Origin of the sequence: Aeromonas sp. FL131, assembly GCF_049860615.1 — a bacterium.
Classification (GTDB): domain Bacteria; phylum Pseudomonadota; class Gammaproteobacteria; order Enterobacterales; family Aeromonadaceae; genus Aeromonas; species Aeromonas hydrophila.
This window is the reverse complement of the sequence record NZ_CP187595.1, coordinates 2,826,927-2,846,535: the sequence shown is the minus strand read 5'-3', so window position 1 is coordinate 2,846,535 and position 19,609 is coordinate 2,826,927. Positions and strand designations below refer to the sequence as shown.

General features: G+C 61.9%; 20 protein-coding genes. 6 read left to right on the top strand and 14 right to left on the bottom strand.

The genetic code is table 11. The features are described 5' to 3' along the window. Positions 1-27: 27 nt before the first annotated feature. From ACPW75_RS13105 to ACPW75_RS13095, 3 genes are all read right to left on the bottom strand, one after another. The gene (locus ACPW75_RS13105) at positions 28-795 is read right to left on the bottom strand and encodes a DODA-type extradiol aromatic ring-opening family dioxygenase (RefSeq protein WP_077096362.1); all 768 of its coding nucleotides are present in this window, start codon (positions 793-795) and stop codon (positions 28-30) included. 244 nt (positions 796-1,039) lie between these two features. Continuing rightward, on the bottom strand, positions 1,040-1,510 hold the full coding sequence (locus tag ACPW75_RS13100; RefSeq protein WP_044800446.1) for an FKBP-type peptidyl-prolyl cis-trans isomerase: 471 nt from the start codon (positions 1,508-1,510) through the stop codon (positions 1,040-1,042). A 163-nt stretch (positions 1,511-1,673) separates the two neighbouring features. Further along, positions 1,674-2,828, bottom strand: a complete 1,155-nt coding sequence (locus tag ACPW75_RS13095) for a sodium:phosphate symporter (protein WP_077096361.1) — start codon at positions 2,826-2,828, stop codon at positions 1,674-1,676. A 248-nt stretch (positions 2,829-3,076) separates the two neighbouring features. Here ACPW75_RS13095 and ACPW75_RS13090 point away from each other — a divergent pair, with 248 nt between their 5' ends. Beyond that, complete coding sequence (locus ACPW75_RS13090) at positions 3,077-3,457, top strand: hypothetical protein (RefSeq protein ID WP_179101427.1); 381 nt, start codon at positions 3,077-3,079, stop codon at positions 3,455-3,457. A 98-nt stretch (positions 3,458-3,555) separates the two neighbouring features. Here ACPW75_RS13090 and ACPW75_RS13085 read toward each other — a convergent pair whose 3' ends face one another. From ACPW75_RS13085 to ACPW75_RS13060, 6 genes are all read right to left on the bottom strand, one after another. Next, positions 3,556-4,899 (bottom strand): APC family permease, encoded by a 1,344-nt coding sequence (locus ACPW75_RS13085; RefSeq protein ID WP_077096359.1) that lies wholly within the window; start codon positions 4,897-4,899, stop codon positions 3,556-3,558. Further along, positions 4,899-5,048 carry a hypothetical protein gene (locus tag ACPW75_RS13080; RefSeq protein WP_162847489.1) on the bottom strand — a complete coding sequence of 50 codons (150 nt, stop codon included), beginning with the start codon at positions 5,046-5,048 and terminating at the stop codon, positions 4,899-4,901. The genes ACPW75_RS13085 and ACPW75_RS13080 overlap by 1 nt, the downstream gene beginning before the upstream one ends. A 358-nt stretch (positions 5,049-5,406) precedes the next feature. Next, a complete protein-coding gene (locus ACPW75_RS13075) occupies positions 5,407-6,750 on the bottom strand; it encodes an APC family permease (protein ID WP_011706801.1) in 1,344 nt (447 codons plus the stop codon). Then, positions 6,747-6,872 carry a hypothetical protein gene (locus ACPW75_RS13070; protein ID WP_254902341.1) on the bottom strand — a complete coding sequence of 42 codons (126 nt, stop codon included), beginning with the start codon at positions 6,870-6,872 and terminating at the stop codon, positions 6,747-6,749. Before ACPW75_RS13070 ends, ACPW75_RS13075 begins: the two co-directional genes overlap by 4 nt. 235 nt (positions 6,873-7,107) lie before the next feature. Continuing rightward, positions 7,108-8,397 (bottom strand): 4-aminobutyrate--2-oxoglutarate transaminase, encoded by a 1,290-nt coding sequence (gabT, locus tag ACPW75_RS13065; protein WP_077096357.1) that lies wholly within the window; start codon positions 8,395-8,397, stop codon positions 7,108-7,110. A 148-nt stretch (positions 8,398-8,545) separates the two neighbouring features. Beyond that, complete coding sequence (locus ACPW75_RS13060) at positions 8,546-10,009, bottom strand: NAD-dependent succinate-semialdehyde dehydrogenase (protein WP_077096356.1); 1,464 nt, start codon at positions 10,007-10,009, stop codon at positions 8,546-8,548. A 310-nt stretch (positions 10,010-10,319) separates the two neighbouring features. Here ACPW75_RS13060 and puuR point away from each other — a divergent pair, with 310 nt between their 5' ends. Together puuR and ACPW75_RS13050 are read left to right on the top strand one after the other, a co-directional pair. Further along, complete coding sequence (gene puuR, locus ACPW75_RS13055; protein WP_011706798.1) at positions 10,320-10,931, top strand: HTH-type transcriptional regulator PuuR; 612 nt, start codon at positions 10,320-10,322, stop codon at positions 10,929-10,931. Positions 10,932-10,982: 51 nt separating this feature from the next. Next, complete coding sequence (locus tag ACPW75_RS13050) at positions 10,983-12,260, top strand: NAD(P)/FAD-dependent oxidoreductase (protein ID WP_024945092.1); 1,278 nt, start codon at positions 10,983-10,985, stop codon at positions 12,258-12,260. Between the two features lie 92 nt (positions 12,261-12,352). Here ACPW75_RS13050 and ACPW75_RS13045 read toward each other — a convergent pair whose 3' ends face one another. Both ACPW75_RS13045 and ACPW75_RS13040 read right to left on the bottom strand, forming a co-directional pair. Beyond that, entirely contained in the window at positions 12,353-12,832 is a 480-nt protein-coding gene (locus tag ACPW75_RS13045; RefSeq protein ID WP_045789332.1) for a hypothetical protein, read from the bottom strand. Beyond that, on the bottom strand, positions 12,829-13,533 hold the full coding sequence (locus ACPW75_RS13040) for a winged helix-turn-helix domain-containing protein (RefSeq protein ID WP_425904314.1): 705 nt from the start codon (positions 13,531-13,533) through the stop codon (positions 12,829-12,831). The genes ACPW75_RS13045 and ACPW75_RS13040 overlap by 4 nt, the downstream gene beginning before the upstream one ends. 956 nt (positions 13,534-14,489) lie before the next feature. Between ACPW75_RS13040 and ACPW75_RS13035 the strand changes: the two genes are divergently transcribed. After that, a complete protein-coding gene (locus tag ACPW75_RS13035; RefSeq protein ID WP_011706795.1) occupies positions 14,490-14,831 on the top strand; it encodes a DUF805 domain-containing protein in 342 nt (113 codons plus the stop codon). 69 nt (positions 14,832-14,900) lie between these two features. On the opposite strand, the gene ACPW75_RS13030 is transcribed toward ACPW75_RS13035, so the two are convergent. Then, a complete protein-coding gene (locus tag ACPW75_RS13030; RefSeq protein WP_011706794.1) occupies positions 14,901-15,401 on the bottom strand; it encodes an SRPBCC family protein in 501 nt (166 codons plus the stop codon). 186 nt (positions 15,402-15,587) lie between these two features. On the opposite strand from ACPW75_RS13030, the gene ACPW75_RS13025 reads away from it, so the two are divergent. Next, positions 15,588-16,010, top strand: a complete 423-nt coding sequence (locus tag ACPW75_RS13025; RefSeq protein ID WP_179101504.1) for a GNAT family N-acetyltransferase — start codon at positions 15,588-15,590, stop codon at positions 16,008-16,010. Between the two features lie 415 nt (positions 16,011-16,425). Next, a complete protein-coding gene (locus ACPW75_RS13020; RefSeq protein WP_017410727.1) occupies positions 16,426-16,836 on the top strand; it encodes an H-NS family nucleoid-associated regulatory protein in 411 nt (136 codons plus the stop codon). A 583-nt stretch (positions 16,837-17,419) separates the two neighbouring features. Here the strand turns inward: ACPW75_RS13020 and ACPW75_RS13015 are convergent. Together ACPW75_RS13015 and ACPW75_RS13010 are read right to left on the bottom strand one after the other, a co-directional pair. Further along, the gene (locus ACPW75_RS13015; protein WP_179101505.1) at positions 17,420-18,526 is read right to left on the bottom strand and encodes a 3-deoxy-7-phosphoheptulonate synthase; all 1,107 of its coding nucleotides are present in this window, start codon (positions 18,524-18,526) and stop codon (positions 17,420-17,422) included. 259 nt (positions 18,527-18,785) lie between these two features. Beyond that, the gene (locus ACPW75_RS13010; protein WP_011706790.1) at positions 18,786-19,592 is read right to left on the bottom strand and encodes a siderophore-interacting protein; all 807 of its coding nucleotides are present in this window, start codon (positions 19,590-19,592) and stop codon (positions 18,786-18,788) included. Positions 19,593-19,609: the final 17 nt, after the last annotated feature.

Genomic DNA, 19,609 nt, shown 5'->3' with positions numbered 1-19,609 from the left:
TCTTGCGCTGTCTGGCACTGCCAGGGCTCAACCGAAGCGGTAGGAGCCCATGTAGAGGCTGCCGCCATCCCAGCTGTCGTGCAGCTTGACGGGCTTGTCCTGGCCGGCGGCGCCGAGCGCCACGAACAGCGGACGCAGGTGATCGTCGTGGGGATGGGATTCCACCGCCCCCGGCGCCCGTGCCCGGTAATCTTCCAGCGCGGTCCGATCGCCTTCGCTCATGGTCAGCTCCAGCCAGTTGACGAAGCTGCGGGCCCAGCCCGGCACCGGCGAGTTTTCCGGCCCCAGCGCCCGCAGGTTGTGGGTGATGGCGCCGGAGGCCAGGATGCCGATCCCCTGGGCGCGCAGCTGCTGCAGCGCCTCCCCCAGTTGCCACAGCTGGTGCGGGGTGAAGCTGGCCGGGATGGAGAGCTGCACCAGCGGGACGCTGCTGGCGGGATCCATCAGCGAGAGCAGTGACCAGACCCCGTGATCCAGCTCGCGGCGCACCGGCTCGGCGGGCAGGCCCGCCAGCAGCAGCTGATCGCTCACCGCCTCCTGCAGCCAGAGCGGGCTGCTGGCCGGCCAGCGGATGTGGTAGAGCGGCTCGGGGAAGCCGTAGAAGTCGTACATCAAGGCCGGGTTGGGCTCGACGTTAATCTGCAGCTCGCTGCGGGTAAACCAGTGGGCCGAGATGACCACCAGCCCCTTCAGATCGCCAAGGCGCAGATTTTTGAGGAAATGGGTCGCCGGCTGGTCGCGCAGAACCAGATCCGGGGCGCCATGGGAGATGAACCAGACGGGGGCGATAGACATGACAGACTCCATATGCGTTGTGCCGGTGCGCGGCGCACCGAAAACCCTGGGTCAGGGCGACATGCCACTGACGATATGGTCATTATCTGCCCCGACAATGAAGTTAACAATCCAGCGAAATGAATAAGAACTGTTCACTATTGGTTGATAGTTATGGGTGGGAAGGAGGGGGGAACCAATAACAAGGCCGGCGCAATGGCCGGCCCTGGGGGATCAAACAGGCGACAGGCCTGCCATCAACAACTTACTGAATACCCAGCAGTTCCACGTCGAAGATCAGCACGGATCCCGGCGGAATTTTGCCGGCGGCGCGATCGCCGTAGGCCAGGTTGGCGGGGATGTAGAAGCGGGTCTTCTCCCCTTCCACCATCAGCTGCACCCCTTCGGTCCAGCCGGCGATCACCTGGTTGAGACCAAACTCGATGGGCTCGCCGCGGGCGACCGAGCTGTCGAAGACGGTACCATCCAGCAGCTTGCCTTCGTAGTGCACCTTCACCTTGCTGCTGGCGGTGGGGTGAACGGTGCCGGTGCCCGGGGTCAGCACTTCATACTGCAGGCCGGAGGCGGTGGTGGTCACCAGGGGTTTTTCCTTGTTGGCGGCGAGGAACTCGGCGCCCTTGCGCACGTTTTCCACGGCCTGCTTCTTGTTGTTGCTGCTCGAGTAGAAGTAGTAGGCGACGCCGGCAACCAGCAGCGCGATCAAAACGAATTTCATCGGGTATCCCTATGTCGTGAAATGCCGAGAGGGCAGTGAGAGCGGCATCTTATCCCAGCCGGGGGGCGAGGGCGAGCCGGCGGGCGGCAAGATGTGACTGGACGGGCAAAGCCAGAGTTAGAGCCAGAGCCGAGGGACGCAGCGCATCCCCCGGCCCCTGTCGTTACTTGGCGGCCACCATCATCAGGGCGGGCAGGGCGAAGAAGAGGCCCGCCACGTAACCGAGCGCCAGCAGCTTGTTCTCGCTGCCGACCCGGGCCAGCCCCTCGGCCGCCTTGACCGGCAGCTCGCGCAGGCAGGGCACTCCGTAGATGAGCACCACGGCGAACAGGTTGAACAGCACGTGCACCAGGGCGATGGTCAGCGCCAGCTTGGCACCGGCGCCGCTGATGGCGGTGGCGGCCAGCAGGGCGGTGATGGTGGTGCCGATGTTGGCGCCCAGGGTGAAAGGGTAGAGCTGACGGGTGCTGAACACGCCGCCGCCGGCCAGCGGGATCATCAGGCTGGTGGTGGTGGAAGAGGACTGCACCATCACGGTGACCAGGGTGCCGGAGGCGATGCCGGTCAGCGGGCCGCGGCCCAGCGCCCGGTGCAGCAGATCCCTGGCACGGCCCACCAGCACCCGTTGCAGCACCTTGCCGAGCCAGGTGACGCAGCCGAGGATCAGCAGGATGCCGATGCAGATGGTGGCGATGGCGGGCCCTTTGCCCGGCAGGAAGGCCACCAGGCCGTCGATGAAGGTGAGGGCCGGGGCGAGCAGCGGCTTCATGAAGTCCATCCCCTGCATCGACATGTCGGCGGAGCCCGCCAGCAGGTCGGCCAGCGCCTCGGCGCTCTTTTGCAGCAGGCCGAACATCAGTTCCAGCGGCAGGAAGATGAACACCGCCAGCAGGTTGAAGAAGTCGTGCACGGTGGCGGCGGCAAAGGCGCGGCGAAACTCGCCCCGATCCCGGATATGGCCGAGGGAGACGATGGTGTTGGTGATGGTGGTGCCAAGGTTGGCGCCCATCACCATGGGGATGGCCATGCCGATGGGCAGGCCGCCGGCCACCAGGCCGACGATGACCGAGGTCACCGTGCTGGAGGATTGCACCAGGGCGGTCGCCAGGATGCCGAGCAGCAGGGCGACGAAGGGGTTGCTGGCGAAGGCGAAGATCTGGGCCGCGCCCTCGGCGCCGCCGGAGAAGCCCTTGAAGCCGTGGGAGACGGCGCCGACGGCAACCAGGATCAGGTAGATCAGAGTGATGACAGCGAGCCAGTTGAACAGTGGGCCGGTACGACGGGTCTGCTGTTGTGCGAAAGATGGGGTGCTGTGCATGAAGCCTCTTGGGACAGTCTGCGTGAAAATGGACGGGCGCATTAGACCAAGGCTCCATGACAGAAATATGACAAAGTGACACTTTTGTGATGCTTTGATGACATGGACGGCGGGGTCCATTGGACAGGAGGTGTCGGAGCTGGCCGGGATCCCGGCCGGTTTGGCCACAGATCCCCCGCGCGGCTTGCAGCCGGGAGCCAGGGCGCTATGCTGCCCCCTTTCCTTCCCTCAACGAGAGTGATGTTGTTATGCGTGCATGGGTGCTGTGTCTGTCCCTGGGTCTGCTGTCTGCCGGTGTGCAGGCGAGCGTGTTCAAATCCGAGTGCAACCTCGACAAGGCGGTGAAGAACGAGGCGCTCAATGCGACCCTGGGGGTCAAGGGCAACTGCGACACCGACAAGCTGGTGCGCCAGCAGAAAGAGAAGGCCAAGGCCGAGGTGAAGAAGAACACCCAGGACGTGCTGGACCAGAAAACTGCCGGCCTCAAAGAGGGCAAGAGCCAGCTGCAGGGGACCCAGCAGAAGGTCAATCAGGCCGGCCAGCAGCTCAAGCAGACCCAGCAGGATGTGAAGGCGGTGGCCAAGGATCCGCTCAAGGCGGCCGCCACTGCGGTGATCAATCAGGGCTGATCAGCCTGCCTGCTTTGGGTGGGGCCGCGAGCGCGGCGTGCACAGCAAGAAGGGGAGCCATGGCTCCCCTTCTGCATTTGTGCGTCTGCTCGTCGCCCTTACTGGGTGTCGGCCGCCTCTTCGTACTGACGGAAGGGGATGCGGAACACCGCGAGGCGCAGGAACAGGTAGGTGACGCCAAGGCCGGCCCAGATCAGGCCCAGCTCCAGCGAGCTCTGCTCCAGGTTGATCCAGAGCGCGCCTATGGTGGCGGCGCCCAGCAGCGGCAGCACCAGGAACAGCAGGTGCTCCTTGAGGCTCTTGTTGCGCTTCTCGCGCACCCAGAACTGGCCGATGACCGACAGGTTGACGAAGGTGAAGGCCACCAGGGCACCGAAGTTCACCAGCGCCAGCGCCATGTCCAGATCGAACGACACCGCGGAGAGCGCCAGGGCGCCCACCATCAGCACGTTGATGGCCGGGGTGCGGAATTTCGGGTGGATGTAGCCGAACACCCGCTCCGGGATCATCCGATCGCGCCCCATCACGTAGAGGATGCGCGATACGCCGGCGTGGGCGGCCATGCCGGAGGCCAGCACCGCCACCGTGGTGCACACCAGCACCACGCTCTGGAACAGGGTGCCGCCGACGTAGAGGGCGATCTCCGGGAGCACGGCGTCCGGCTCCTTGAAGCGGGCCAGATCCGGGAAGTAGAGCTGCAGGAAGTAGGAGACGGCCACGAAGATGATGCCGCCGATCAGCGCGGTCAGCACGATGGCGCGCGGGATCACCTTGCCGGCGTTGGGGGTCTCTTCGGAGAGCGAGCTCAAGCCATCGAAGCCCAGGAACGAGAAGCAGAGGATGGTGGCGCCGGTAAACAGCGGCACCATGCCGGCCGACTCGAAGTGGAACGGCCGGCTGCTCAGCAGGGTCGCCGCCCCTTCACCGTGATAGATGCCCCAGCCCATCAGGCCGAGGAAGACGGTGATGATGGCGAGCTGGATGAAGACGATGACGCCGTTGAAGTTGGCCACCAGGTTGATGCCGCGCAGGTTGAGGAAGGTCATCACGGTCACCAGACCGAAGATGAAGATCCAGGGCTCGACGCCGGGGAACATGGCGGTCAGGTAGATCTTGGCCAGCAGGATGTTGATCATCGGCATGAACATGTAGTCGAGCAGGGAGGACCAGCCGACCATGAAACCGATGTAGGGGGTGAACACCTTCTGGGCATAGGTATAAGCCGAGCCCGCGGAGGGGAAGCGGCGCACCAGATGGCCGTAGCTGAAGGCGGTCAGCAGGATGCCGCCGAGCGCCAGCAGATAGGCGGTGGCGACGCGGCCTTCGGTAATGTCACCGACGATGGCAAAGGTATCGAATACCGCCATGGGTGTGAGGTAAGCCAGACCCATCACCACTACCTGGAAGAGGGTGAGCGTCTTGAGCAGCTTGGCACCGGCCATCACGCTTTCTCCTCTGCGATCGCCAGGTTGGCGAAGGGGGACGGGATCAGGGACGCAGCGCGTCGCTGGACACAGGGGACGCCGGTCTGCGGCACAGACGGGTGGCGTACGCCGGCGGGCACCGGCAGGAAAGCAGTGAAATGCCCCATGTTTTTCCTCACAACGTCGGGAGATTGCCTGGCAATCTCGATATCAATTCCGGTACAAAGTCCGGCCTCTTGGTGAATGTGGTTTTCCCCTAAAAAACGAAGAACCGATGCTGCAAAAAACATCGGCTCTCAGGGGCGGCGTATTGTGCCCTCAGGGGGGGGAGGACACAAGCAAAAAAGCCCCGGTCGGGGGATTTTGTTGACCTGGGTCAGGTCGGGCTGCGGCACCGGGCTGGCAGCCAGTGTTGACGGGGGCTGCAGCGACGCAGGTCACGCGCGAAAAAGGCTGTTGCGCAGGGCTGACAGGGGTAAAAAAAAAGCGCCCGCAGAGGGCGGGCGCTATGAACACAAAGAAGGCTTAAGAGGCGTCGGTTTCGGGCCGGCGAAGCTGGACCCGGAACACGGTGAGCCGCAGCAGCAGATAGAGGGCGCCGAGGGCGGCCCAGATCAGCCCCAGTTCGAAGGAGGCCGGCTCCAGATTGAGCCAGAGCACGCCGATGCAGGCGGCCCCGCACAGGGGCAGCAGCAGGAACACCAGATGGTCCCGCAGCGTCTTGTTGTGACCGAGCTTGACGTAGAAGTGGGCGATCACCGCTAGGTTGACGAAGGTGAAGGCGACCAGGGCGCCGAAGTTGATCAGCGCCAGCGCCATCTCCAGGTCGAACGACACCGCCGAGAGGGCCAGTACCCCCACCAGCAGCACGTTCAGGGCCGGGGTCTGCCAGGTCGGGTGAACGTAGGCGAAGAAGCGGCTCGGCAGGGCGCGATCCCGCCCCATCACGTAGAGCAGGCGCGACACGCCGGCGTGGGAGGCGAGCCCGGAGGCCAGCACCGCCACCGTGGTGCAGACCAGCACCACCGCCTGGAACAGCTTGCCACCCACATAGAGGGCGATCTCCGGCAGCACCGCATCCGGCTGCTGGAAGCGGGAGATGTCCGGGAAGAACAGCTGCAGGAAGTAGGAGACGGAGATGAACAGCACGCCGCCGATCAGCGCCGTCAGCACGATGGCGCGGGGGATCACCCGGGAGGCGTCCGGGGTCTCTTCGCTCAATGTGGTGATGGCGTCAAAGCCGAGGAACGACAGGCAGAGAATGGAGGCACCGGTCAGCAGAGGGGCCACATTCATGTGCTCGGAGAAGAAGGGACGGCTGCTCGCCACCGTGCCGAGCCCCTCGCCATGGTAGACACCCCAGGCGATGAGGCCGATGAAGACGGCGATGATGCTGAACTGCATGATGACGATCAGGCTGTTGAAGTTGGCCACCAGCTTGATGCCGCGCAGGTTGAGCAGGGTCATGACGGTGGCCAGACCGAGGATGTAGGTCCAGGGTTCCACGCTCGGGAACAGGGCCTCCATGTAGATCTTGGCCAGCAACATGTTGATCATCGGCATGAACATGTAGTCGAGCAGAGAGACCCAGCCCACCATGAAACCCACGTAAGGGTGAAACACCTTCTGGGCATAGGTATAGGCGGAGCCTGCCGAGGGAAATTTGCGTACCAGGTGACCGTAGCTCATGGCGGTGAACAGCATGCCGATGAGGGCGAACAGGTAGGCGGTGGGCACATGCCCTTCGGTGATCTCGGTGACGATGCCGAAGGTGTCGAACACGGCCATGGGGGTCAGGTAAGCCAGCCCCATGATGACCACGTGCCACAGTTTGAGGCTTTTTTTCAGGCCGACGGGTTGGGCATTCATTGTGCTTTCCCCTCAATCCGGGCCGAAGGGATCAGGCTGACGGTATCAACCTGGGCATAGGGGGCGCCAGAGACGCGGCGCAGACCGGCGTGGGCCGGCAGGAAAGCAGTGAAATACCCCATGGTGTTCCTCACTAGAGAAGCGGGTGTCGTGAGATGGCAATCCATCTCGCTATCATTTCCGGTCGGTTCCGGCCTCGTTGTGGATTTGTTTGCCGCAAAAAAAGAACCTGACTCAGCAAGTGGTCGGTCCTTTATTGCGGCGGCGCATTGTGCATTCGTGTTGCCCCCTTGACAAGCATATCAAGGGGGCAAAAACGCATTTTTTTGCACTGATGAGCGGATGTTGCGGTTCTGATCAGCCCTGGGCTGCCAGCAGGGCCTGCTCGAGCAGATCCAGCCCCTCGTCGACGAGGGCCGGCGAGGCCGTTAGCGGCGCCAGGAAGCGGATGACGTTGGCACGCACACCGCAGGCCAGCAGCACCAGCCCACGCTTGCCCGCCTCGGCCACCAGCCGCTTGGTGAGGTCGGCATCCGGTCTGGCCGCATCGCGCTGCTTGACCAGCTCCATGGCCACCATGGCGCCGGGGCCGCGGATGTCACCGATGCAGTCAAAGCGCTCCGCCAGCTGCTGCAGGCGGGCCTTGATCTGCTCGCCCTGAGCCTGGGCCCGTTGGTTGAGCTGCTCCTCTTCAATCACCTCCAGCACCGCCAGGGCGGCGGCGCAGGCGATGGGGGAGCCGGCATAGGTACCGCCCAGACCACCCGGCTTGGCGGCGTTCATCACCTCCGCCTTGCCCACCACGGCGGAGAGCGGGAAGCCGCCAGCCAGGCTCTTGGCCAGGGTCATGATGTCCGGCTCGATGCCGGCATATTCGGTGGCGAAGGTCTTGCCGGTGCGACAGAAACCGCTCTGGATCTCGTCGCAGATGAGCAGGATGCCGTGCTGATCGCACAGCTGGCGCAGGCGCTGCATGAAGCTGGCGGAGGCGGGGTAGAAGCCCCCTTCTCCCTGCACCGGCTCGATGATGATGGCGGCGACCCGGGTCGGCTCGATATCCGCGCTGAAGCAGAGATCCAGCGCGGCCAGCGCATCGGCCTCGCTCACCCCCAGGTAGTCGCTCGGGAAGGGCAGGTGATAGACCTCTCCCGGGAAGGGGCCGAAGCCGGTCTTGTAGGGCACCACCTTGCCGGTGAGCGCCATCCCCATCATGGTGCGGCCGTGAAAGCCCCCCTTGAAGGCGATGGTGCCGCTGCGGCCGGTGTGGGCGCGGGCGATCTTGATGGCGTTCTCCACCGCCTCGGCGCCGGTGGAGAGAAACAGGGTGCGCTTCGGGGTGGGACCGGGTACCAGGGCATTCAACTTTTCCGCCAGCTCGATATAGCCGGGGTAGGGGGTGACCTGGAAACAGGTGTGGCTGAATTTTTCCAGCTGTGCGCGTACCGCCGCCACCACTTTCGGGTGGTTGTGGCCGGTGTTGAGCACGGCGATGCCGGAAGCAAAATCGATGTAGCGGTTGCCCTCCACATCCCACAGCTCGGCGTTTTGCGCCCGCTCGATAAACACTGGCAGCAGGGTGCCGACGCCATTGACCACGGCCGCTTCGCGGCGCGCTTGCCACGCCTTGTTTGATGCTGACTGACTCATCTTTCCTCCCTGAGGGGCCGGGGGCCCCTGTCTCAATGTGGCGAGGCCCCTTGGGAGCACTCACTTCGTCCTTGTGAACTGATATGGCTGCGCCGGCGGGTGGCGGGCCCCTGTTGCAGGCCCGGCCGCCGGCGCAAGATGTGGCTGCCTAGCGGATGCCGCCGAAGCAGAGGTATTTGGTCTCGAGGTACTCCTCCAGCCCCTCGGCCGCCCCTTCACGGCCGAGGCCCGACTCCTTGATACCGCCAAAGGGGGCCAATTCGGTCGAGATGATCCCCTCGTTGATGCCGACCATGCCGTATTCGAGCTGCTCGGCCACCCGCCAGACGCGGGCGATGTCGCGGCCATAGAAGTAGGCGGCCAGACCATAGGGGGTGTCGTTGGCCAGGGCGATGGCCTCGGCTTCGGTCTCGAAGCGCACCAAGGGCGCCACCGGGCCGAAGATCTCCTCCTGCAGGATGGGGTTGGTTTTATCGACCTTGCCCAGAATGGTGGGCTGGTAGAAGAGCGGGCCGGCGGGGTGGGCTTCGCCCCCCAGCAGCAGCTCGGCGCCGGCGGCGGTGGCCTGTTTGACCAGCTCGGCCACCTTGCTGGCGGCGGCCGGGTTGATGAGCGGGCCTATCTGGGTGCCCTCGTTCATGCCGTCGCCCACCTTGAAGGCCTTGACTGCGGCGGTGAGCTTCTCGGCGAAGGCGTCGTAGATGCCGGCTTGCACCAGGATGCGGTTGGCACAGACGCAGGTCTGGCCGGCGTTGCGGTATTTGGAGGCGAGCGCGCCGGCGATGGCGGCGTCGAGATCGGCGTCGTCAAACACGATGAAGGGGGCGTTGCCACCAAGCTCCAGCGACAGCTTCTTCATGGTGTCGGCGCACTGGCGCATCAACAGCTTGCCGATGCGGGTGGAGCCGGTGAAGGAGAGCTTGCGCACCGTCTTGTTGTTGCACAGCTCGTTGCCCACCGCCGCAGCCTGATGGCTGGTGACGATGTTGATGACCCCGGCCGGGATGCCCGCCTGCTCTGCCAGCGCCGCCAGCGCCAGGGCACACAGCGGCGTCTCGGCGGCCGGCTTGATGACGATGGTGCAACCGGCGGCCAGCGCCGGGCCCGCCTTGCGGGTGATCATGGCGATGGGGAAGTTCCAGGGGGTGATGGCGGCGACCACCCCGACCGGCTGCTTGATGGTGGCCAGCCGGCGATCGCTGGAGAAACCCGGAATGGTGCGGCCGTAGGCGCGTTTGCCCTCTTCCGCGAACCACTGGATGAAGCTGGCGCCATAGGCCACTTCCCCCTTGGCCTCGGCCAGCGGCTTGCCCTGCTCGCAGGTCATGATGCGGGCCAGCTCCTCCTGGTTGGCCATGATGAGCTCGAACCAGGCGTAGAGCCGGTTGCTGCGCTCCTTGGCGGTGAGCGCGGCCCAGCCGGGCTGGGCTGCGTGGGCGGCGGCGATGGCGCGGCGGGTGTCGCCTTCGTCCATGTCGGGCACTTGGGTAATGACCTGACCGGTGGCCGGGTTGTGCACCTCGAACCGGCGTCCGCCGCCGGCTTCACACCAGCGGCCATCTATATAGGCAAGGGATTTGATCAGGGAGAGTGCGGGTTGTGATGCTGACATAGATAGCAAGCCTCGATTGTGGGTCAGGGGGCCGGCTCATCCTGTGCCGCCACCGTATAGAATAATAAGCACAGGAAGACCATAAATTGAGCTGAAATGTTTTTCAAGTGTTAAATATATTTGAGTAAACTGTGTCTTGCATGCTAGAAATGGAGCTGTTGGAGCGATTTTACCGGTTTTTGCGGTGCAGGGTGTGCAAAATAATGAACGGTATGCACTGTGCAGGATAACAAACAGGCCGGTTGGATTGACTCGCTATTTTAACCGGGTGCCCAGCTGGCACCTGACAGGCACACAGGGAGGTGGCCGAATGCAGCAACCACAGGGCGAGACGCGCTGGCAGTCCATGACCGACAACCCCATGACGGACAAGGGCGTGGCGCAGAGCATGGGCGAGCGTCTGGCGGCGACCCGCCGGCGGCTCGGGCTCTCCCAGCGACGGGTCGCCGAGCTGAGCGGGCTGACCCATGGCGCCATCTGCATGATAGAGCAGGACAAGGTGAGCCCCTCGGTGGCCTCTTTGCAAAAACTGCTCAGTGTCTATGAGCTGCCGCTGTCGCGCTTCTTCGCGGAAGAGGAGGGCGGTACGCCGAGCGTGGTGATCAAGGCCGAGCAGCTGATCGAGCTGGGCAGCCAGGGGGTCTCGATGAAGCTGGTGCACAACGGCAACAACCGCCGCCAGCTCGGCTTCATGCTGGAGACTTACGCCCCCGGTACCGACACCGGCGGCCAGGTCACGCATCTGGGGGAGGAGGTGGGCACCGTGCTGGAGGGATCTGTGATCCTGACGGTGGCGGGCCAGGCCTATCCACTCAGCGCCGGGGACAGCTACGTGATCGACACGGGCGAGCCCCACAGTTTCAGCAATCCGTCGGGGCAGGTCTGCCGCATCGTCAGCGCCCACACCCCGGCCAACTTCTAGTGCCGAGACATCGTCTCGTTTGGGAAAAGAACCGGTAAGGAAACAGGGATCATGACCGAACATGTAAACAGTTACTACGCAGCCAGTGCCAACAAACACGCGCCCTATCCGACGTTGACCGAACAGCTGGAGTGCGACGTCTGTGTCATCGGGGCGGGTTATACCGGCCTCTCCAGCGCGCTGCACCTGGTGGAAAAGGGCTATTCGGTAGTGGTGCTGGAGGCGGCCCGGGTGGGCTTTGGCGCCAGCGGTCGCAACGGCGGCCAGATCGTCAACTCCTACAGCCGTGACATCGACACCATAGAAGCGAACTGCCCACCAGATCAGGCCAGGCTGCTCGGTTCCATGCTGTTTGAGGGGGGCCAGATCATCCGCGAGCGGATCAAGCGCTACAACATCCAGTGTGATCTGCAGGAGGGCGGTGTCTTTGCCGCCGAGACCGAGAAGCAGTTGCACGAGCTCAAGGCGCAGCAGGCGCGCTGGGAGAAGTGGGGCAACGACAAGCTGGAGCTGCTCGATGCCGACGGCGTGCGCGAGGTGGTGGCGAGCGATCGCTACGTCGGTGCCCTGCTCGACAAGAGCGGCGGCCACATCCACCCTCTCAACCTGGCGCTGGGGGAGGCGGAAGCCATCCGCTTGCAGGGGGGCAAGATCTTCGAGCAGTCTGCCGTCATCAGCATCACCCCGGGCACGCCTGCGCTGGTCAAGACCGCCAAGGGGGCGGTGAAGGCGCGCTTCGTGGTGGTGGCCGGCAACGCCTATCTCGGCAATCTGGTGCCTGAGCTGGCCGGCAAGAGCATGCCCTGCGGCACCCAGGTGATCGCCACCGAGGTGCTGGGGGAGGAGCGGGCCCGCTCGCTGCTGCCGCAAAACTACTGCCTGGAAGATTGCAACTACTTGCTCGACTACTACCGTACCTCCGGTGATCACCGGCTGATCTATGGCGGTGGCGTGGTCTATGGGGCGCGGGATCCGGCGGACATCGAGCGGCTGATCATCCCCAAGATGCTGAAAACCTTCCCGCAACTGGCGGACGTCAAGGTGGAGTACACCTGGACCGGCAACTTCCTGCTCACCCTGTCGCGTCTGCCGCAGTTTGGCCGTATCGGCTCCAACATCTACTACATGCAGGGCTACAGCGGCCATGGCGTCACCTGTACCCATCTGGCGGGCAAGCTGCTCTCCGAGGTGTTGAGCGGTCAGGCGGAGCGCTTCGATGCATTCGCCAAGTTGCCCCATTACCCCTTTCCGGGTGGCCGCCTGTTCCGCATCCCCTTCACCGCCGCCGGCGCCGCCTGGTATACCTTGCGCGATCGACTGGGGGTGTGATTGCCAGGCAGTCCATAGCAACAAGGCCACCCCTGGGTGGCCTTGTTGTTTTGCGGCTAAGTCGCCTGTGAGCACAGGCTGCGAGTCAGTGGTTACTGCGCCCGCAGCGGGGTGGCCGGCCAGAACCTGTGGTAGAAGTCGAGCCAGCCCTCAAAGTGACCCTGCAATAGCTCGGGGTGGGGCGAGTGCTGGAAGATAGCGATCTGCTCTGGCGTGATCATCTGCCAACCGTAGTTGAGAGGCATGCTGAAGGTGCCCTCCACCTGATTGATGTCGCTCAGCGCCGATTGCTTGTCGGGTCGCTCGATGAGGGTGCGATCCGTCACCAGGAAGATGAGCTGGTTGCCGAGCACCGCCTGATAGGCGCTCACCATCCACTTCGCCTTGGTGTAGCGGTCGCGTTCGATGACGGTGAACTTCCCCGCCCGGCAGACGGCGTAGTAATCCGCCTCCTTGGAGGAGAGATGCATCTCGTAGTTGCAGCCCAGGCTGTTGATGAGCACCAGGCCCGCCAGCACCATGCCGGTGGCGCTGAGCCCGAAGAGCAGGCGGATCAGAGCGGCGCGTCTCATGGCTTCTTCTCCTCGAATTTGGCCTGATCTTCCCCGACCATCAGCCAGATCTCGCCGGCAGCCGGAGTGGGCAGACGGGATGCCGCTTTCTGGGTTCGGCAGAGCGTGCCCTGACCGACCGGTTCGCAGCGCACCGAGACCCAGGTCGCGCTCAGGTAGAGACCGGTGAGCAGCAGCAAGGCGAGAAACAGCCCCATCACCCCGAGCAGCAGACGTTGTTGCCAGCGTGGCAAAGGGATGGGCCCGGTATCCCGGGAAGCGGCAACGGGCTCGGTGGCGACAGGCTCGCCCGCCTCCGGCAAGAGCGCTGGGTCGGCAGCAGGTTCGCTCAGGGGGGGCGTGCTGGCTGTGGGGATGGGCTGCATGGCGGCGGGCGACAACATCAACAGATAGCCCTGGCGGGGCAAGGTGCGGATCACCGCCTCCTGCTCCGGGGTATCCAGATAGCGGCGCAAGTTGGCAATGGCCACGGGCAGGGAGCTGGCGCTCACCGGTCGTCCGTCCCAACCGATGGTGAGCAGGGTCTCCTTGCTGTGCAGGCTGCCGGCATGGGTCAGGAAGAAGTACAGCAGTCGTGCCTCCGCAGCAGACACACGCACGCTGGTTAGGTTCCCATCCTGGGAGCGGGTCAGGGTGAGCTGTTTCGAATCCAGAACAAAGCGACCGAAGGCATGCAGGTGAGGGGCGTGATCCGGATCCATGGCGCGGTGATCGTCTCGCAGATGATGTTGCTTATTAATAGGTAGAGAGTGAAATCTGACGGGGGCGCCCCCCCTTGTCAAGGGATAGATGGGAGCAGCAGAGGCTGGCTCCCCACGAGTGTGAAAGGCAAGGGGCGGGCACTGGATGAACAAGCGCTCGCCCCGTGGCAGGATGGTGCTGCTCAATGGACTACATACATGCCGAACAAGGTGCCAGCACCACTGAAGTGACACGCGAAGAAGGTGTCAGACGGTAAAAAAGGCGTGCTTGCCATGCTCGTTTTGCCAACCATCGACCAGCTGAAATACATATTCAGCCAGTGTGGCAGTAGCTTCACTTCCCTGTTCACTATTTAATTTATTGCGATTGAAAGAATTGTTGCTGTCATCATTTATCTTATTTTTATGATAATGGTCAGCGTACTATTCGAGGGCGGCAGCAGCCCCAAATCAGTGGCTCCAACAAGAGCATGATGGGTTTTTATATTCTGGTGGCGGGTGCTGGGAAGGCTTGATGAGATCATCAATGCCAAGCATGTTCGCATATTTAAATCCTGTGAACCAGGAGGGGTTATAACCTGATGTTGTGGCCTGCAGAGTAACTGGCCGGTCCAGTTGGGGCCAACGAGAGAACATTGTTAAAAACTATTAAAATGCATAAAATCAAGTGGTTATATGCATACCGCTCCATTGCAGTACCAAGTCTGGCGGTGCTGCCGTGTCAGGCGCTGCTGGCCAGCCGGCTGCGGGCAGTGGAGGGCTGGTGCAGTATTGGTAACCAGTGTGCAATGCGAGGTTGCCCGTTAATAGTTTTTAATAATGTTTATTGTATTGCCGGATAGCAGCTCATCAATATATTTTCAAGTGACTCGCTTTGACTAGAATATTGAACAATAACTGTAAGAGAAGATTACCCTTCAACCCATCAGCTATCTGGCAATGCCAAGAGGTAAATTATGAACTGGTATTTCAATGCGTTTAAAAACTATTTCAATTTCAGCGGGCGGGCATCCCGCCAAGAATATTTCATGTTCCTGCTGATCAATACCGTGATATGCGTTGCCCTGTCGCTGGCGTTCAACGCTCCTGAGCAGCTCAATTATCCCTTGGGTGTATATGGCTTGCTGACGCTGATCCCGACCGTGGCGCTGGGGGTACGCCGCTTGCACGACACCAATCGCACCGGCTGGTATCTGCTGGTGGGGGCCATTCCGGTGCTGGGTTTCCTGATCCTGCTCTTCTTCAAGCTGCAAAAAGGCTCGACTCTGCCCAACCGCTACGGTGCCGCCCTGTTGTGAGCCCGTCTGCACCAACCTTGCATAAAGAAGAACACCGCCAGTTGGCGGTGTTCTTCTTTATATGGGCTCTTATTGAGCCAGGGATTTCAGTTGCTGCTTGTCCGGCGGGTTGTTCCAGTCGATGGGGCCGTGGGTAAAGCGGTATTGCAGGCGCGGCAGGCTGGTTTCCAGCCACTCTTCGCGAAAATAGGCGTAGCCCTGATCCCAGTCCGGGTCGTTGGCCCAGCCGGTTTGCAGAAAGTAGAGCCGGGTGCCCTGGCCTTCCGGAACGAACCGCAGGCTGACCTGGGTTTTTTGCAGGCGGATGTGGGGCAGGGAGGGCGGGAAATTCCAGCTGAAGCTGAGCAGGTCGTGGGGCATGACGGCCATCACCCGGCAACCTTCGCTGCCACGTTCACCCAGCGGGGCATCGGGTCTGAAATAGATTTCGAAGGGACCATTCGGTTCGGGCACCATCAGGCACTCCGGTGCAAGAAAACTGCGCAGGCCACTCTCGGTTGTCCAGGCGCGCCAGACATCGTCGATATGGGCCGGAACAAAGATGTTGCCTTCTATCTGCTTGTTATCCATAAATCAGCGAGCCTCAAACCATCCATACATGGGACTCAGGCAGTATAGTCCCATGGCTCATGAAATGGACAGAGGTGTGTCACACCCCTGCCATCGCCGGGAGACTATTATGCCCGTGCGATTTGACATGGTGCCTGTGTTCCATTGAGAGTGGGGTCAGGCAGTCACAATGACAAGGACGCTTTGATGATCAGAGTCATGCAAGAGACGGATATTCCCCAGCTGGCGCAGCTGTTTCTCAAAGGGCGGCGGCAGACGTTTCACTGGGTCGATCCCGCTCATTTTAGGCTGGAAGATTTTGACGAGCAGACCCGGGGCGAGCAGATCTGGGTGGCCGAGCAGGGGGGAGCGCCTTGCGGGTTTGTCTCCATCTGGGGAGATGAAAGCTTCGTTCACCACCTGTATATCTCGGCCGACTGGCATGGGCAGGGGGTGGGGCGGGCCCTGCTGAGTCACGGGTTGGCCTCTTTTCAAAAGCCTGCCTCACTCAAGGTGGCGACCCACAACACGGCGGCGCTGGCCTTTTATCATCGACTGGGGTGGCAGAATACGGCAGAAACCGGCCACTGCGAGATTACCGGCCCCTGGCGGCGGTTGATCCTGGAATAGGGCGCCAGCGCCCTGCGACTGATCAGATCATGGTTGCAGAGCTGCATTGCCGGCAGCAACGAGCGGATGCTGCCGGTAATATATAGTGTCAATCGTCTACCTTGAGTCTCATGTGGGTGAGTCAGGTTTTAACAACCGTGGCCAATTGTAAAATAGCGGTCGCAACTGTGATGGAAAATATAACGGGGTACATCTGCGCTATTTGCCATACCAGGTATGGGGAATTGCATGGCAAAAGATGAGCTGGTGTGACGTAATGGGGAATGGCTGAATAAAGTCAGCGGTATATTCAGCCGCTCTTTTTTGTTAAGAAAGTGACAGCGGCTATAAAATCATTATGTTGTCATCAAACAGCCGTGCTATTCTCAAGCTGTGTTATCCCTGTGACAAACAAAAATAATTCTGTGAGGAAGTAATGAACGAGTTTCTGAAAGTTCTGCTGAACATTCGCAGCCTGCGCGCTGCCATCCGTGAATTGCCGTTTGAACAGCTGCAAGAAGCAAAAGAAAAGTTCGAGCTGGTATATAACGAGCGTGCCGAGTCTGTTGAACAAGAGCGTGCCGAACAGGAAGAGCGTCAGCGCAAGCTGAGCGAGTTCACTGAAATGCTGCAGCAGGCCGGTATCGACCCCCGTGAGCTGCTGAACAGCGCCGCCGCCCCGGCTGCCGCTGCTGGTGCGACCAAGAGCAAGCGCGCCCCGCGTCCTGCCAAGTACAAGTACCAGGAAGATGGCCAGGAGAAAACCTGGACCGGTCAGGGCCGCATGCCGAAAGCCATTGCCGAACAAGTGGCACTGGGCAAGGATCTGAATGATTTCCTGATCTGATCCACGGGATCAGTCATGAATGATGCCGCCCATGAGGCGGCATTATTATTTGTGCTCACCAAAAATATCTTCTGTCAATTCCCCAACTTCCCTGATACGACACTTATTGTGTCGCATTCAGACCGTCACTTTGCACGTCGATTGGTCGCCCCATGATGGGATGATTAATTGCAGATGGTCGTACCGATGGCTCCCTGTGCGCGCTTTAGTTGTCATCGTGATCATCGGAATGTCAGCCATATCTGGACTCATATAGCCCGTCAGGTATTAGCTGGCTGACGATGTGGCAATGGGAAACGCACTAAGTCAGTCGCAAGGCGCGCCTCATTTTTGTTCCGCAACCCGCCGAGTTTTACGGCGTGGTTATCTTCTCTGACTGGGGGGAACTGCTTGTCTGTGGCCTGCAGTGGGTAATACCTGAGCCAACATATTATTAATTCCAGCCGGATCCAAATGTCAGCGTACTTTGCATGGAAAAAGAGTGAGCTGGTCATTTAATCGGTAGACCAGAGCGGTCGACAGGGCAGGAATATCGGCAAAATAATAAGGCTCCCGTTGTGGGAGCCTTATTGCTGATGGTCGTTCAACTGGCCAGCTGGGCATGCCAGCGGGCGATGTCCGGTTGTGTCCGACCAGGGTGCTGGCGCCGTGTCTCGACGGCCTCTGCCAGCATGGCGAGCAGGGTCTGGGTATCGTCCCAGCACAGGCAGGCGTCGGTGACTGACTGTCCATACACCAGCTCGGTCAGCGGCGCCGGTTTCTGGCTGCCTCCCTGCAGGAAGCTCTCGACCATGACGGCGGCGATGGCATCGCTGCCTTCCCCCAGCTGGCGGCAGAGCTCTCCTGCCACCCGGATCTGGTTCTTGTGCAGCTTCTGGCTGTTGCCGTGGCTGCAATCCACCATCAGTCGGGGCGTGAGCCCCTGCCGTGCCAGCCGCTCGGCCGCCTCTTCCACGTCGCTCTGGTGATAATTGGGGCGGGTACCGCCGCGCAAGATGATGTGGCCAGCCGGGTTGCCCTCACTCTTGATCACCACCATGCCGCCCTGGCTGCCGGGGGTGGTAAACAGGTGGGAGGCTTCGCTGGCCTGGATGGCATCGATGGCCACCCGGATGTTGCCATCGGTACCGTTCTTGAAGCCGATGGGGCAGGGCAGGGCCGAAGCCAGCTGCCGGTGCACCTGTGACTCCGTGGTACGGGCGCCGATCGCTCCCCAGCTGATGAGATCGGCCAGGTAGAGGAAGCTGGTGGTGTCGAGAAACTCGGTGGCGGTGGCCAGCCCCAGCCGGTTGATGTCGAGCAGCAGCTGGCGTGCCAGTTGCAGGCCATGGCCTATGTCGTTGCTGCCGTCCAGATGAGGATCGAACACCAGCCCCTTCCAGCCCACCGTGGTGCGGGGCTTCTCGAAATAGGTGCGCATCACTATCTGCAGCCGATCCCGATAGTCGTGGGCCAGCACTGCCAGCCGCCGGGCGTAATCGAGGGCGGCGAGGGGATCGTGAATGGAGCAGGGACCGATGACCACCAGCAGGCGATCGTCTTCCCCGCTCAGGATCTGGCGAACCTGCTGACGGTGCTGATCGATCCGGGTTGCCAGGTCGGCGGGACAGGGGTGAAGTGCCAACAGGTCGGCAGGAGTGGGGAGAGCCTCCACCGCGAAGGCGCGCATTACCGAGTTCAAGACTGCCATCTGGATTACCTTGCTGTGCAAATGGAGTGAATGACGTGCACTCCACACCGGGACCCGGACGAGGGAGCTGCAATGGGGCGTCATCACTTGTTATTGTTGAGAGTGATTATCATTATCTTGTTGTCGGCCGCAAATGCAAGCACAACCGAGCGGCATACCAGAATGGGGGGGAGAGCAGGCGGGTGGCATTGCACCAATGGCAATCAAGCCCATGGCCGGTAGACCATGAGCTTGATATTTCAGGGGAAAATCAGCTGATTCAGCTGTCCATCACGTCGTGACGCGCATGGTGATAGGCCTCTTCATCCTTGCCATGGCGCCAGTAGGGCACGGCGTAGACCCGGGTGCGATCCACCTCGAGCGTGCGCCGTACGTGGCGGCGCATGGGGACCACCAATCCCTCTTCCCCGCCGAACCAGAAGTAGCTCTGTTGCTCTTCCAGCGGCAGAGAGGTGAAGTACTCCACCAGCGGCGCCGTCTCTTCAGGGGAGCCGACAAACCAGCGCAGGGTCACCCCGGCGGGCAGCGACAGATCCTGCACATCTTCCTGATAGGGCACCAGCAGGGCGATGTGGCCACGGGCATCGGCGGGCATCACCTCGGCCATGGCGCTGATGGCGGGCAGGGCGGTGAGATCCCCCACCATGTAGTAGTGGCTGGCAGGCTGCAGCATGGGGTCCGGACCACCTGGGCCCGAGATGGCCAGCAGGTCGCCTGGCTTGACCTCGTTGGCAAAGCGGCTGGCGGGGCCGCCATCGCCGTGCAGGGCGAAGTCGATATCCAGCTCCAGCGCCTCGCGGCGAAATGCGCGAATGGTGAAGGTACGCATGATGGGGCGCTGGCTCGGATCTTCCCAGCGCGGCCCCTGCGGGGTGGGGGTGGGCAGTACGGCATGGGCCTGGCCCGGCTGGGGCAGCATGATCTTGATATGGGCGCCGCCACAGGTGAAGGGGTAGTCAGCGAGCTCCGGGCTGGTCAGGCAGATCCGGCGCAGGTGCGGGCTCACATCCTGAATGTGCTTGACCGTGAGCAGACGGGGACGATTGACCGGGGCGGACTGGGACATGGGCATACTCCTGACTG